The sequence below is a fragment of the Micromonospora wenchangensis genome (assembly GCF_002210435.1).
GTDB classification, from domain to species: domain Bacteria; phylum Actinomycetota; class Actinomycetes; order Mycobacteriales; family Micromonosporaceae; genus Micromonospora; species Micromonospora wenchangensis.
Genome location: NZ_MZMV01000028.1, coordinates 16,931 through 29,817, shown reverse-complemented (window position 1 = coordinate 29,817; position 12,887 = coordinate 16,931). Strand labels below are relative to the sequence as shown.

General features: G+C 71.9%; 12 protein-coding genes. 4 read left to right on the top strand and 8 right to left on the bottom strand.

Annotation, left to right across the window (positions count from 1 at the left end; genetic code table 11):
* Nucleotides 1-44 precede the first annotated feature (44 nt).
* Nucleotides 45-662, bottom strand: coding sequence for a DUF1062 domain-containing protein (locus B5D80_RS17605; protein ID WP_211291556.1), 618 nt, complete (start codon nt 660-662; stop codon nt 45-47).
* A gap of 392 nt (nt 663-1,054) precedes the next feature.
* Here B5D80_RS17605 and B5D80_RS17600 point away from each other — a divergent pair, with 392 nt between their 5' ends.
* The gene (locus tag B5D80_RS17600) at nt 1,055-1,831 is read left to right on the top strand and encodes a maleylpyruvate isomerase family mycothiol-dependent enzyme (RefSeq protein ID WP_088644977.1); all 777 of its coding nucleotides are present in this window, start codon (nt 1,055-1,057) and stop codon (nt 1,829-1,831) included.
* Nucleotides 1,832-1,892: 61 nt separating this feature from the next.
* Here the strand turns inward: B5D80_RS17600 and B5D80_RS17595 are convergent, their stop codons facing one another.
* From B5D80_RS17595 to B5D80_RS17565, 7 genes are all read right to left on the bottom strand, one after another.
* On the bottom strand, nt 1,893-3,101 hold the full coding sequence (locus B5D80_RS17595) for an iron-containing alcohol dehydrogenase (RefSeq protein WP_088644976.1): 1,209 nt from the start codon (nt 3,099-3,101) through the stop codon (nt 1,893-1,895).
* Between the two features lie 42 nt (nt 3,102-3,143).
* A complete protein-coding gene (locus B5D80_RS17590; protein ID WP_088644975.1) occupies nt 3,144-4,604 on the bottom strand; it encodes an NAD-dependent succinate-semialdehyde dehydrogenase in 1,461 nt (486 codons plus the stop codon).
* 100 nt (nt 4,605-4,704) lie between these two features.
* On the bottom strand, nt 4,705-5,781 hold the full coding sequence (locus B5D80_RS17585; protein ID WP_088644974.1) for an ABC transporter ATP-binding protein: 1,077 nt from the start codon (nt 5,779-5,781) through the stop codon (nt 4,705-4,707).
* On the bottom strand, nt 5,781-6,848 hold the full coding sequence (locus tag B5D80_RS17580; RefSeq protein ID WP_088644973.1) for an ABC transporter ATP-binding protein: 1,068 nt from the start codon (nt 6,846-6,848) through the stop codon (nt 5,781-5,783). The genes B5D80_RS17585 and B5D80_RS17580 overlap by 1 nt, the downstream gene beginning before the upstream one ends.
* Entirely contained in the window at nt 6,848-7,765 is a 918-nt protein-coding gene (locus B5D80_RS17575; protein ID WP_088644972.1) for a carbohydrate ABC transporter permease, read from the bottom strand. The genes B5D80_RS17580 and B5D80_RS17575 overlap by 1 nt, the downstream gene beginning before the upstream one ends.
* A complete protein-coding gene (locus tag B5D80_RS17570; protein ID WP_088644971.1) occupies nt 7,765-8,709 on the bottom strand; it encodes a carbohydrate ABC transporter permease in 945 nt (314 codons plus the stop codon). Before B5D80_RS17570 ends, B5D80_RS17575 begins: the two co-directional genes overlap by 1 nt.
* Nucleotides 8,706-10,139: a sugar ABC transporter substrate-binding protein gene (locus B5D80_RS17565; protein WP_088644970.1), complete on the bottom strand. Its 1,434-nt coding sequence runs from the start codon at nt 10,137-10,139 to the stop codon at nt 8,706-8,708. The genes B5D80_RS17570 and B5D80_RS17565 overlap by 4 nt, the downstream gene beginning before the upstream one ends.
* Before the next feature lie 415 nt (nt 10,140-10,554).
* Here B5D80_RS17565 and B5D80_RS17560 point away from each other — a divergent pair, with 415 nt between their 5' ends.
* From B5D80_RS17560 to B5D80_RS17550, 3 genes are all read left to right on the top strand, one after another.
* Complete coding sequence (locus B5D80_RS17560; protein ID WP_088644969.1) at nt 10,555-11,298, top strand: GntR family transcriptional regulator; 744 nt, start codon at nt 10,555-10,557, stop codon at nt 11,296-11,298.
* A gap of 90 nt (nt 11,299-11,388) precedes the next feature.
* Nucleotides 11,389-11,958, top strand: a complete 570-nt coding sequence (locus tag B5D80_RS17555; protein ID WP_088644968.1) for a DJ-1/PfpI family protein — start codon at nt 11,389-11,391, stop codon at nt 11,956-11,958.
* Between the two features lie 19 nt (nt 11,959-11,977).
* Nucleotides 11,978-12,799 (top strand): alpha/beta fold hydrolase, encoded by an 822-nt coding sequence (locus tag B5D80_RS17550; protein ID WP_088644967.1) that lies wholly within the window; start codon nt 11,978-11,980, stop codon nt 12,797-12,799.
* The last annotated feature ends 88 nt before the right edge of the window (nt 12,800-12,887 follow it).

Below are 12,887 nucleotides of genomic sequence, written 5' to 3'. Positions count from 1 at the left end.
CCGGACCGCCCCACGGCACCTGACCCGTGCCGTGGGGCGGCACCTCAGGCCCGCTCGGCCGGCAGCGGTGCAGCGACGACCAGGAAGCGGAAGTCCCTGCTGGCCCTGGCGGTGACGGGCAGGGGCAGGCGGATGCGGCCGGAATCGACCATGCCCCGCAGAGCGGGCCGGCCCAGACCGAACCCGGCGGTCAGCAACCTCTCGACCCGGACGGGTGCCGGCAGCTCGAACCGGACGATGACCTCGAGCGGCGGGGCGTCCGCGCGCTGGAGGTCGTAGAACGGCAGGTCGGTGTCCAGCCGCCAGGTGCCGGCCCAGTCGAGCTGGTGGCCGGCCCGGTGGGCGAGCGTCGCGTCCATGGTCAACTGCCGCACCACGGCCGGATCGTTGTTCTCGAACATCACGAGCCGCTCCCTGTCCAGCGCCCGCACGGCGATGCGCTCGTGGACGGGGATCTTCGAGGTGCGGCCGCACAGCTCGCAGCAGATCAGCAGCCACACGTCGAGCAGCTTGTGGTTGGCGTTGACCCGGATCCTGCCGGTGGGACGGTGCCGGGTGGACCGGCACGACACACAGGACCTGACGATGGTGGGCAGGGCGCGCTCGCTGACCACCCAGAGCGCTTTACGGTCGATGTCGTTCGGACGGCCGTCGGTCGGCACGGGGACATGACGGGGACTGTTCATGGCTTCGGCGATTCCAGGGTCTCGGCGGGAGGCGACCGGCAGCGCGACGGCGCGCCGGGGCGTCCCGGGTCCGGTGACGGGCAGCCGGCGTCCCGGCGGGGAGCCGGCCGGCTGGCGCGACGTCGCAGATCACGTCGCGTGAAGGAAGCCCGCACCGGTGACCGGCGCGGGCTTCGGGTGGCATGGCGGTACGGGACGGGGAGGTGACTCCAACCCGTCGTCGTCGCGCACGTACGCCACTGGTCACTGACCCATGCGCGCCAGCATGGTCACCCCGTCCGGCGGCGGCAACGGGTTTTCACGTCCGCCCACCGCCGGGGCGCGGAAATCCGCTGTCGCTCGTCGGACGGGGGTAGTACAAAGCGGCGGTGGAAGAGACTCTGGAGTTCGCCGACCTGTTGCGACTGATGGACGACCGGTCGGACGCCTTCCGGGCGGCGGTCGCCGCCGCGCCCGACCTCGACGTGCCGGTGCCGACCTGCCCCGAGTGGACACTGTTCGACCTGGTGCAGCATCTGGGCGAGGGACGTCGCAGGTGGGCGGCCATCGTGGCCGCGGGGCCCGTCGACGCTCCGCCGGCGACGCCCACCCCGGAGGTGCCCCGCGACCGCGAGGCCCTGCTGGCGTGGTTCACCGCGTCGACGGGGGAGTTGCGCGACGCGCTGCGGCAGGCCGGCCCGGACCGGGGCTGCTGGACGTGGTGGGGCTCGTCGCAGGCACCACAGACGACGGGCGCCGTCGCCCGGCACCAGCTCCAGCAGGTCGCCGTGCACACCTACGACGCCCAGGTCGCGGTGGGCGCCCCACAGCCGCTGCCGGGCGAGGTAGCCCTCGACGGTGTCGACGAGTTCCTGACCACCTGCGTCGCGACGACTGCCGCGTGGCCGCACGCCCCCGCGGTCATCCACTACCACGCCACCGAGGGCCGCTCCTGGCGCATCCGGTTCTCCGCCGCCGGCGCCCGAGCCGCCCGCCTGCCCGCCCAGGCGGCCGTCGAGGACCCGGAGCTGGCCTACGCCGCCGCCTGGGGCACCGCCCACGAACTGGTCATGTTCTGCTATGGCCGCGTGACCATGGACTCGCTGCGGGTCGACGGCGACCGGCGCGTCTTCGAGCAGCTGATCGCCTGGGAGCCGGAGGACTAGGAGCCGACGGACCCGGCCACCGTGCGCCGACCCCGAACCCGGCGCACGGCGGCCGGGCCCGTCAGGTCCGGTCCCCGGCCCAGGCCGCTTCGAGGATCGCGGTCAGGCTGGTGGTGTCGGTCGGCCCCGGATGGTTCTGGATCAGGCGGGTGACACCGGCGGCCAGCTCCGCGAAGCGGGGAAGGTCGGCGCGGGCCACCCCGATGTCCGCCAGGGTGGGCGGGATACCGATGTCGGCGAGGAGCCCGTCGAGCCAGTCGAGGAACACCTCGACGGCCTCGGCCGGCGAGGCGTCGGCCACGTCGAGCCCGCACACCCCGGCGAGGGTCGCCAACCGGTCACCGACGGCGTCGCGGGCCGCGCGCAGCGCGTACGGCAGCAGCAGCCCGACGCCCAGGCCGTGCGGCGTGTGCGTGGCCGCGCCGATGGGGTACTGCAGGGCGTGCGGGGCCGCGTTGCCCGCGTGGGAGAAGGCGAGCCCGGCGAGCACCGAACCGTAGGACATGTCCGCCCGCGCGTCGGTGTCACCGCCGTCCCGCACGGCCCGACGCAGGCTACGGGCGATCCGCTCCGCCGCCAGCAGCGCGTAGTGGTCGGTGACCTGGTTGCGGCCGAGGAACACCTGCTCCACCGGGTCACGCGGCCCGTGCGGCCGGGGGCGCGCGGTGTAGCTCTCCACCGCGTGACAGAACGCGTCGATGCCGGAGTGGGCGGTGACGGTGGCCGGGCAGGAGTAGGTGAGTTCGGGGTCGACGATGGCGAAGTCGGGCACGATGTGGACGCTGGACACCCCCACCTTCAGCTCCCGGTCCGGGTCGGTCAGCACCGAGACGGGGGTCAGTTCGGAGCCGGTGCCCGACGTCGTCGGGACCGCGACGAGCGGAATCGTCGGCCCCGGCACCCGCGACTCGCCGTAGAAGTCGCGCGGCGTCCCCCCGTGACACCGGATGACGCCGACGATCTTGGCGAGGTCGATCACCGTGCCGCCCCCGACGGCGAGGATCACGTCGGCGTCCACCGCGGCGGCGGCCGCGACGGCCCGGTCGACGTCGGCGAGGGGCACGTCGGGAGTCGCGTCGGAGAACACCTCGACGACCCCGACCTGCTCCCGCACCGCGGCCACGATCCCGGCTACGCCCGGCTGCCCCAGCAGGGTCCGGTCGGTCACGACGAGGACCCGGGAGCCGTTCTCGGCCACCACCCGGGGGATGTTCTGCGCGACCCCTTCGCCGACGATCAGCTGGCGTGGTCCACGGACGGTCTCAAGCATGGCGGTGCCTCTCCGGAACGGCGGCGACGGTGTGCTGGACGCTCACGGCAGGTCGATCGCCGCGTAGGTGACGTCGAGGTACTCGAGGATGCCCTCGTGTGACCCCTCCTTGCCGATGCCGGACTGCTTCACGCCCCCGAACGGGGCCGACGGGTCCGAGATCAGGCCCCGGTTGACGCCGATCATCCCGGTCTGCAGCCCCTCGGCGAACCGCAGCGCCCGCTGCAGGTCACGGGTGAAGACGTAGCCGACCAGCCCGTGCTCGGTGTCGTTGGCCTTCGCCATCACCTCGTCGTCGGACGTGAACCCGATGATCGGCGCCACCGGGCCGAAGATCTCCTCCCGCAGCATCCGCGCGTCGTCGGGCACGTCGACCAGGACCGTCGGTGGGTAGAAGTGACCCGGCCCGTCCGGGCGTACCCCGCCGACCAGGACCCGGGCACCCCGACCGACCGCGTCGGCGACGAGGTCGTCGAGCTTGGCGACCGAGGGCCCGTCGATCAACGCCCCGACGTCCACGCCGTCGTCGAAGCCGCGGCCCACCACCAGCGCGCCCATCCGCTCGGTGAACCGCTTCGTGAACTCCTCGCGCACCGGCTCCTCGACGTAGATCCGGTTGGCCGCGATGCAGGACTCCCCGATGTTGCGCATCTTGGCCACCAGCGCACCGCGCAGGGCGACGTCCAGGTCGGCGTCGGCGCACACGATCAGGGCCGCGTTGCCGCCCAACTCCATCGAGGTACGCAGCACGTTGTCCGCCGCCTGGCGCAGCAGCACCCGCCCTACCTCGGTCGACCCGGTGAACGACACCTTCCGCGTCCGGGTGTCGGCCAGCAGCGCCGAGACCACCTCACCGGCACGTCTGGTGGTCACCACGTTGACCACACCCGCGGGGACGCCGACCTCCTCCATGATGCGGGCCAGCAGCAGCATGGTCAGCGGCGTCTGGGCCGCCGGTTTGGTGACCGTCGTGCAGCCCGCCGCCAACGCCGGGGCGATCTTGCGCGCGCCCATCGCCAACGGAAAGTTCCAGGGCGTCACGAACACGCACGGTCCGACCGGCTTCGGCACGGTGAGGATGCGGTACCCCCCGGCGGGCGCGGTGCTGTAGCGCCCCTCGACGCGTACCGCCTCCTCGGCGAACCACCTGAAGAACTCGGCGCCGTAGGCCACCTCCGCCCGCGCCTCGGCCAGCGGCTTGCCCATTTCGAGGGTGATCAGCCGGGCGACCTCCTCGGACCGGTCGGTCAGGGCCCGGTACGTCGCGGTCAACAGCTCCGACCGTTTCCGTGGCGGGGTCGCCGCCCACTGCGCCGCCGCCCTGCTCGCCGCGTCCAATGCGGCCAGCCCGTCGGCGACTCCGGCGTCCGCCACCTCGGCGACGGTCGTGCCGGTGGCGGGGTCCTCGACGGCGAAGGTGGCGCCGCTCGCGGCGTCCCGCCAGGAGTCGCCGATCCGTAGCCGCCGGTGCTCGGGGGCCAGGACGTCCATCGGGTCACTCATTGCGTCGCCTCCTGTGAGGTAGGTGGTGATGTCCGGGGAGCGGCGGCACACGGGTCACCTGCCCGTACCGGTGCCGGCCGGCAGGCAGGCACCGGTACGGCTACCGCCCGGCCGCCGACAGCGACAGCCCGGTGCCCGCGTCGAACAGGTGCGCGCGGTCCAGGTCGACCGTCACCCGCAGCCGCTCGCCCGGTGTACCGGTGACGGTGGGGCGCGCCTTGACCTTCAGGATCTCCGTGCCCACCCGCACGTCGACCACGGTCCGGTCACCGAGCGGTTCGAGGCCGTACAGCTCACCGGGCAGCGACGCGTCCCCGCGCTGCTCGACGGACAGGTCCTCCGCGCGCAGGCCCAGCCGCAGCGCCTGACCGTCGGCTGCGGTGGCCCACCGGGGCCGGGGCAGCGTCCAGCCCGCCTCGCCGACCAGCCGGTCCCCCTCGGCGTGGCAGGCGAGCAGGCTGATCGGTGGGCTCCCGACGAACCCGGCGACCCACTGGTTGGCCGGCCGCTCGTACACCTCGGTCGGGGTGCCGACCTGCTGCACCGTCCCCTCCCTGAGGACCGCGACCTGGTCGGCCATGGACAGCGCCTCGACCTGGTCGTTGGTCACGTAGACGAAGGTCGCCCCGAGGCTGCGGTGGATGCGGGTCAGCTCGGTGCGCATCTCGACGCGGAGCTTGAGGTCGAGGTTCGTCAACGGCTCGTCCATGAGGAACGCGCGGGGACTGCGGACCAGCGCCCGGGCCAGCGCGACCCGCTGCATCTCACCGCCCGACAACTGTGCGGGACGACGGTGCAGCAGCCGTTCGATGTGCAGCAGGCCCGACATCCGCTCGACGGCGGCGGCGATCTCGCCCGCCGGGCGGCGGCGCGCCCGCAGCGGCGAGGCGATGTTCTCGTACGCGGTGTGCCGGGGGTAGAGGGCGTAGTTCTGGAACACCATGGCCAGGTCACGGACGGCCGGGGCGTCGGCGGTCGCGTCCCTGCCGTCCAGGTGCACCGACCCGGCGTCGAGCTTGTCCAGGCCGGCGATCGCCCGCAGGGTCGTCGTCTTGCCCGCACCGGACGGCCCGAGCACGACGAAGAACGCGCCGTCCGGCACGTCCAGCGTCACCCCGTCCAGGGCGCGGACCTTGCCGAAGGACTTGCACAGCCCCTGTACCGCAACGGTTCCCATCAGGCCACCAGCTCTTCCGTGCGTACGTCGTAGACCGCCGGGGTCCCGCCGGTGTGCCGCAGCCCGACCTTCGCGTCGGCGGCGAACCGTACGGTCGGTGGCATCCGGACCCGCACGTCGCGTCCGCCGCTGTGGTCGACCACGTAGATGATCTCGTCGCCGAGCCACTCCGCCGACACCACGCGGGCCGGCACCGACCGGTCCGCGCCCGGCGCGGTGACCTCCAGCGCCTCCGGCCGTACGCCGGCCACCAGGGGACGGTCGCGGGGCAGGCCCGGCGGTGGCGTGAGGACCAGTCCGCCCTGACCGCGCAGCTCCCCGTCGGCCACCTCGACCTCGATGAGGTTCATCGGCGGGGAGCCGATGAACGCCGCGCAGAACAGACTCGCCGGCCGGTCGTACACCTCAAGCGGGGTGCCGACCTGCTCGACGCGGCCCTTGTTGAGGATGGCGATGCGGTGACCGAGCGACATCGCCTCGACCTGGTCGTGGGTGACGTACACCATCGTCGCCCCCAGTTCCCCCTGCAGGTGCTTGATCTCGGTACGCATGTCCGCCCGCAACTCCGCGTCCAGGTTGGTGAGGGGTTCGTCCATCAGGAAGGCACGTGGCCGGCGCACCAGGGCGCGGGCGAGCGCGACCCGCTGCTGCTCCCCGCCGGAGAGTTGGCGGGGCCGCCGGTCCAGCAGCGGACCGAGCCGCATCAGCCGGGCCGCCTCCTCGACCCGCTGCCGCACCTCGTGCTTGGGCAGTCCCTCGGCCCGCAGCGGGAACGCCAGGTTGTCGCGGGTCTTCAGGTGCGGGTACAGCGCGTAGAACTGGAACACCATGGCGATGTCGCGTTCGGCGGGCGGCAGGTCGTTGACCAGCGTGTCGCCGATGCGGATGTCGCCGCTGGTCTGCCGCTCCAGGCCGGCGATCGCGCGCAGCGTGGTCGTCTTGCCGCACCCCGACGGGCCGAGCATCACGAACAGTTCGCCGTCGCCGATGGACAGGTCGACGTGCTCGACGGCGACCGTGCCGTCCGGGTAGCGCTTGTGCAGGGCGCTCACCTCGATGCCCGCCATCAGCGTCGCACCGCCCCGAGCGTCACACCGGCGACGAGGTGCCGGCGTACCAGGTAGGCGAAGACGAGCACCGGCAGGGCGAACACCACCGAGGCGGCGGCCACCAGACCCCAGTCCACGGTGGTGCCACCGATCAGGCCGGCGATGGCCGGTGGGGCCGTGCGCACCTCGTCGCTGGAGGTGAGGAAGATGGCGAACACGAACTCGTTCCACGAGAAGATGAGCGCGAACACGGCCGTCGCGGCGATGCCGGGCACGAGCAGGGGGAGGGTGAACTTCCAGAACGCCTGCAGGCGGCTGTAGCCGTCGAGCATGGCGGCGTCCTCGTACTCGGCGGGCACCTCGTCGACGAACCCCTTCATCATCCAGATCGTGAACGGGACGTTGAACGCGGCGTAGATGAGGATCAGGCCGAGCTTGGTGTCGATGAGTCCGGCCTGGCGGTACATGAGGAAGATCGGCACCACGACCACCACGGGCGGCATGAACCGGGTGGACAGGACGAAGAAGAGCTGGTCCTTCTTGGCCTTCAGGGTGAAGCGCGAGTACGCCCACGCCGCCGGCACCCCCAGCACGGTGGCCAGCACCGTGGACACGCCGGCGACGACCACGGAGTTGAGGAACGCCACGGACAGGGCCGAGCGGCCGCCGTCGGCGCCGACGAAGACGTCCCGGAAGTGGTCGAGGGTGACCGTGAAGCCGAAGAACTCGGCCGGCACGGCGTAGACGTCCCGGTTCTCCTTGATGGACGTCTCGATCATCCACAGCACCGGGAAGAGCATCACGACGGCCAGCGCGGTCAGCAGCACGACCTCCAGCACCGACCGGCCGCGGCCCCGACGGCGCACGCGGCGCGCGGGGGACGGGTGGTCCGGGGCCGGGCCTGCGGACACGGCCTCGTCGACGGAGACGGCCATCAGCCCTCCTTGAGTTTGTTCAGGTAGCGCAGGTAGAGCTGCGTGAGGACGATGACGACGAGGACCATGAGGATCCCGTACGCCGAGGCGGTGCCGGTGTTGAAGCCCAGGAACGCCACCTTGTAGACGTGGAACGACAACGTCTCGGTGGAGACCCCGGGACCTCCGCTGGTGAGGATGTAGACGAGGTCGAACAGCCGGAACGCCTCGATGGCCCGGAACAGCACGGCGATGAGCAGCAGCGGCCACACCAGCGGCAGGGTGATGGTGCGGAACCGGAACCACTCGGACGCCCGGTCGATCGAGGCGGCCTCGTACAGGTACTTCGGGACCGCGGTGAGGCCGGCGAGCGCGATGAGCATGATGAACGGCGTCCACTGCCAGGTGTCGACGACGATCAGGGAGACCAGCGCGGTCCGCTGCCGGGTGAGCCACTCCACCTGCCCCAGGCCGAGCGAGCCGAGCATGCTGTTGACCACGCCGAACTGCGCGTCGAGCATGAACCGCCAGAACAGCCCCACCACGACCGGCGACAGCATCATCGGCACCAGGAACAGGGTGGTCAGCACGCCCCGCCCGTGGGTGCGCCGGGAGATCAGGTAGGCGATGGCGAAGCCGAGCACCGTCTGCAGGGTGACCGCGCCGACCACGTAGATCAGCGTGGTCAGCGCCCGCTGGTGGACCTGCGCCGAGGTCAGGATGGCGGTGTAGTTGCCGAACCCGACGAACCGGGCGGGCCCCCCTCGGGTGGCCGAGTAGTCGGTGAACGACAGGTACAACGCCCACAGCAGCGGGAACACCGACATGCCGAGCAACAGCAGCAGCGCGGGGGAGATGAAGGCCACGGCGAGGCCGCGGTCGCCCAGCCGGCGGCGGGGCCGCCCCGGTGCAGGTGGCGTCGCGGACGCCACCTGCCCGGGACGGTCGGTCGTCAGCTCACTCACAGCCCGCCGCCGCCCTTGCGGTTGCTGGAGTCGAGTACGCCCTGCTGCTCCCGGGCGATGTCGTCGAGCGCGGCCTTCGGGCTCTTGGCGCCGTTGAGCGCCGCGTTGACGTTCGTGTTCTCGATGTCGACGAGACGCGCGTACTCCGGCACGTTCCACATGTCCCGCATCCGTGGCACCGAGTCGGCGTACACCTGGTTGAACGGTCCGGCGTTGAGGAACTCGGGCGACTGGAGGGCGTCGGTGCGTGCCGGCACACCACCGGCCGCGGCCCACTTCTTCTGCACGTCGGCCTGCTCGAACCACCGCATGAAGTTCAGCGCCTCGGCCTGCTGCGCCGAGGGGGAGTAGGCCGACACGTGCATCCCCATCCCGCCGAGCGGGACCAGGTTCGTCTTCTGGGTCGGCAGGGTGGCGAACCCCAGCTTGCCGAGGATCTGCTCCCGGCTGGTGCCGAGCGTGGACTGCTTCGGGTCGAGCAGGCCGCCGCTCGCGGCGATCCAGTTGAACGCGATGCACGCCTTGCCCTGGGCGACCGCGGCGTTCACCTCGTCGATGAACCAGTTGCCGGAGCCCTTGGCGGTCAGCGGCTTCATCTTGTTGACCAGGACGTCCATCGCCTCGTGACCGGCGGTGTCGTTGAGGACGCCGTCGATCTTGCGGCTCTTGGCGTCCCAGAGGTTGCCGCCGTAGACGCCGTTGACCGTGTTGTAGGTGACGGCCGCCGCGTCGGAGCCGTTGGCCTGGTGGAAGGCGAGCCCGCTGACGCCCGGGTTGTCCGCCTGGCACTTCGCGGCGACCGAGATCATCTCGTCCCAGGTCTGCGGAGGCTTGTCGCCGATCAGGTCCTTGCGGTAGATCATCGTCCAGGTGTCGCCGAGCAGCGGCAGCCCGTACAGGCTGGCGTTCTCGTCGCGCTTGCCGGTCTCGGCCTGCGGGAACTGGCCGTACGCCGCCAGCAGGTACGGGTTGTAGGCGTCGACCTCGATGTTCTTCTTCACGAAGTCGGTCAGGTCGAGGATGTTGCCATTCGTCACGGCCTCGCCGATGTGCTGCGAGTCCAGGATCGCGATGTCGAAGTCGGTCTTGCGCGCGGCGAACTGGGTGAACATCGCGTCGTGCCAGTTCGCGTTGGGCACGGTGTTGACCTTGATGGTCGCGTTCGGCCGTTCCTTCCGGTACTCCGCGTTCGCGAAGTCCTCCAGCGCCTTGGCCGGGGGCCAGTCGAACCAGATGAAGCTGAGGGTCAGCGGGTCCTTGGTGAGCTCGGGGACCGTCGCCGGTGCCTTCGGGGCGCCGGCCTTCGTGCCGTCGTCCCCGCCGTCGCCGCACGCCGCCAGGGTCGTGGCGACCAGCAGCATGGCGGCCGTCGCCAGTCGTACCGTCCGCCGGGAGACCGATGTTCGACCGGTTCGCTTCGGATGCCGCATCGTGGTACCTGCTTTCTGGGGTGGTGGGGACTTCGAGAGCCTCGCTATGTGCCTCGCCGAGCAGGTGCTTGGTCGTTTCAGGCGTGGTGCCGGGCCGGCGCGGGGGCCGCCCCGTGTACCGGTGTCACGGACGCGCCGTGACCTGCCGGTTCGTCGTCGTACCGGTTCGTCGTCGTGCCGTCGGCGGGCACGCCGGCCCGTCGGTGACCCGGTGACGGGCCGGGCGGGACGTCGAGCATGCTCATGGGAGCTCCAGTTGATCGAGTGGAGCGATGGCAGGCGTTACGGCGACGGTGCAGAATGACGGTCGCCCGTCACGTTTCCTATACGATCGGGTGGGGGGCGTCAGCATGTCGCAGCGTCGTAACTGATGTCAACAGGTTCCCGAAGGTGCAAGAAAGGACCTCACGTCACGATGGACGACGAAGCGATGGGCGCGCGGGGCCGCAGGGCCGCGCCGGGCGGGACGTCGCCCGCGCGCTCCGGCGGCCGGCTCGCCGACGAGGTGTACGACACGCTGCTCGGACAGTTGATGTCGCTGCGGATCGAACCCGGTTCCCGCGTCACGATCGACGTGCTGGCGCGCGAGCTGGGGGTCTCCCAGACGCCGATCCGGGACGCGCTCAACCGGATGGAGGCCGAGGGTCTGGTCGTGCGGGTGCCGCACGCCGGCTACCGCATCCCACCCCAGATCACCCGCCAGCGGTTCGAGGACATGCTGGAGGTCCGTCTGCTCCTGGAACCGGCGGCGGCGCGCAGGTCAGCCGAACGGGCCTCCCTGGCGCAGGTGGCCGGCCTGCGCCGGATGCTGGAGGAGATGGCGGAGCTGGAGGGGGGCGTCGGGCCCACCGCCTACGGCGCCTTCGGGCTGCGCGACGCCGCCTTCCACGACCTGGTCGCCCACAGCGCGGAGAACCAGGTCATCCGGGAGACACTCGCCCGCCTGCACAGTCACGTGCACCTGTTCCGGCTGCACCACGACACCCAGGTCACGCACCTGGCGATGGCCGAGCACGAGGACGTGGTGGCCGCGATCGCCGCCCGGGACCCCGACGCCGCCGCCTATGCGATGCGTCGGCACATCCTGCGCTCCGGCGAGCGCTTCCGTCGGCTGTTCGACGAGATCAGCGACGGCCACCCGATGCCCGTGCGGTCTTGACGGGCGAGCGGGGCGGAGGAATGCTAGCTCAATCGGATCGGATTGGATCGCGTCCACCTCACCGCCACCACCATTTGCGAGGAGAAGCAGATGCCCCGAGCGCTGCTCCTGACCGGCGACGCCGCCGAGGAACTCGACACGATGTACCCCTACTACCGCGTCCAGGAGGGCGGCTGGGAGGTCGACGTCGCGTCCCGCACGCTGCGTGACGTGCAACTGGTCATCCACGAGTTCGACCCGAACTCCGACGCCTACGTGGAGAAGAACGGCCGCAAACTGCCTGTCGACGTGCCCTGGGCCGAGGTCGACGTCGAACGCTACGACGCCCTGATCATCCCCGGGGGACGCGCCCCCGAGTGGATCCGGGTCGACGCCGACGTCAGGCGCATCACCGAGCACTTCTTCGCGCGCAACCTCCCCGTCGCCCTGGTCTGCCACGGCGCGCAGGTGCCGGCGGTGTACGGCCTGCTCAAGGGCCGCAAGACGGCGTGTTTCCCGCCCATCACCGGCGACATGGAGAACGCCGGCGCGACGGTCATCGACGCGCCCGACGTCGTCGACGGCAACCTCGTCTCCTGCCGGGGCTGGCCCGACATGCCGCAGTTCGGCCGGGCCATGATGGAACTCTTCGCGAAGTCCGTCGACACCCCCTCGGCCTGAGCGCGCCCGGCCCGCGCCGATGACGACCCCGCGGACGGTCACCGTCGACGGCTCTCCCGTCCACGTCCTCGACAGCGGCACCGGGCCGGCGGTGCTGATGCTGCACGGCTCCGGACCCGGCACCACCGGGTCCGGAGCCTGGGCGGCGACGGCGCAGGCGCTGGGCCCGGCCTGGCGGGTGCTGGCCCCCGACCACGCCGGGTTCGGCCGTACCCCCGTCCCGGCGGGCTCCCGGGGCGGCCTGCGCCTGTGGACCCGGCAGGCCGCCGGCCTGATGGACGCGCTCGGCGTCGGGGACTACGCCGTGGTGGGCCACTCCATGGGCGGGGCCGTGGCGCTGGCCCTGGCGGCCGAGCACCCCCGGCGGGTCACCCGGGTCGTGGCGGTCTCGACGATGGGTGCCCCCGGGGCGCCGCTGTCGGCCGACCTCGACGCCCTCTGGGCCGCCCCCGCCGGAACGGTCGGGGCCCGGGACATGCTGAGCCGGCTCTTCCTCGACCAGGCGCTCGTGACCGACGCGGCGGTCGCCGCCCGCGCGGACGCGATGCTGGCCGGGGCCGCCGCGTACGCGTCCTTGTTCCCGCCGCCCCGGCAACGATGGGTCGACGACCTCACCCTCCCGGCGCGGACGCTGGCCGCGATCCGTGCGCCCGTGCTGCTCGTGCACGGTGCCGACGACCGGGTCACCCCGCTCGACCCGGCCACCCGGCCCCTGCTCGACCATCTGGCCGACGTCCGGCTGCACGTGTTCGGCAGGTGCGGGCACGTGCCGGCGATCGAACATCCCCGCGAGTTCCGGCACCTGCTGGCGGATTTCCTGCGCCCGGAGCGCTGTCCCTGACCATGGGGTGAGCCGGCCCGGCCGGCATCGCGGCCGCGCCGTACCCGGTTACGGCGCGGCCGGTGCGGCCGGCTCGGCCCTGACCTGC

Excerpts from the sequence above, each read along its gene's own strand:
- B5D80_RS17595 (WP_088644976.1), bottom strand. The coding sequence starts at position 3,101 with ATGCTTGAGACCGTCCGTGGACCACGCCAGCTGATCGTCGGCGAAGGG.
- B5D80_RS17590 (WP_088644975.1), bottom strand. The coding sequence starts at position 4,604 with ATGAGTGACCCGATGGACGTCCTGGCCCCCGAGCACCGGCGGCTACGG.
- B5D80_RS17585 (WP_088644974.1), bottom strand. The coding sequence starts at position 5,781 with ATGGGAACCGTTGCGGTACAGGGGCTGTGCAAGTCCTTCGGCAAGGTC.
- B5D80_RS17580 (WP_088644973.1), bottom strand. The coding sequence starts at position 6,848 with ATGGCGGGCATCGAGGTGAGCGCCCTGCACAAGCGCTACCCGGACGGC.
- B5D80_RS17575 (WP_088644972.1), bottom strand. The coding sequence starts at position 7,765 with ATGGCCGTCTCCGTCGACGAGGCCGTGTCCGCAGGCCCGGCCCCGGAC.
- B5D80_RS17565 (WP_088644970.1), bottom strand. The coding sequence starts at position 10,139 with ATGCGGCATCCGAAGCGAACCGGTCGAACATCGGTCTCCCGGCGGACG.
- B5D80_RS17560 (WP_088644969.1), top strand. The coding sequence starts at position 10,555 with ATGGACGACGAAGCGATGGGCGCGCGGGGCCGCAGGGCCGCGCCGGGC.
- B5D80_RS17555 (WP_088644968.1), top strand. The coding sequence starts at position 11,389 with ATGCCCCGAGCGCTGCTCCTGACCGGCGACGCCGCCGAGGAACTCGAC.
- B5D80_RS17550 (WP_088644967.1), top strand. The coding sequence starts at position 11,978 with ATGACGACCCCGCGGACGGTCACCGTCGACGGCTCTCCCGTCCACGTC.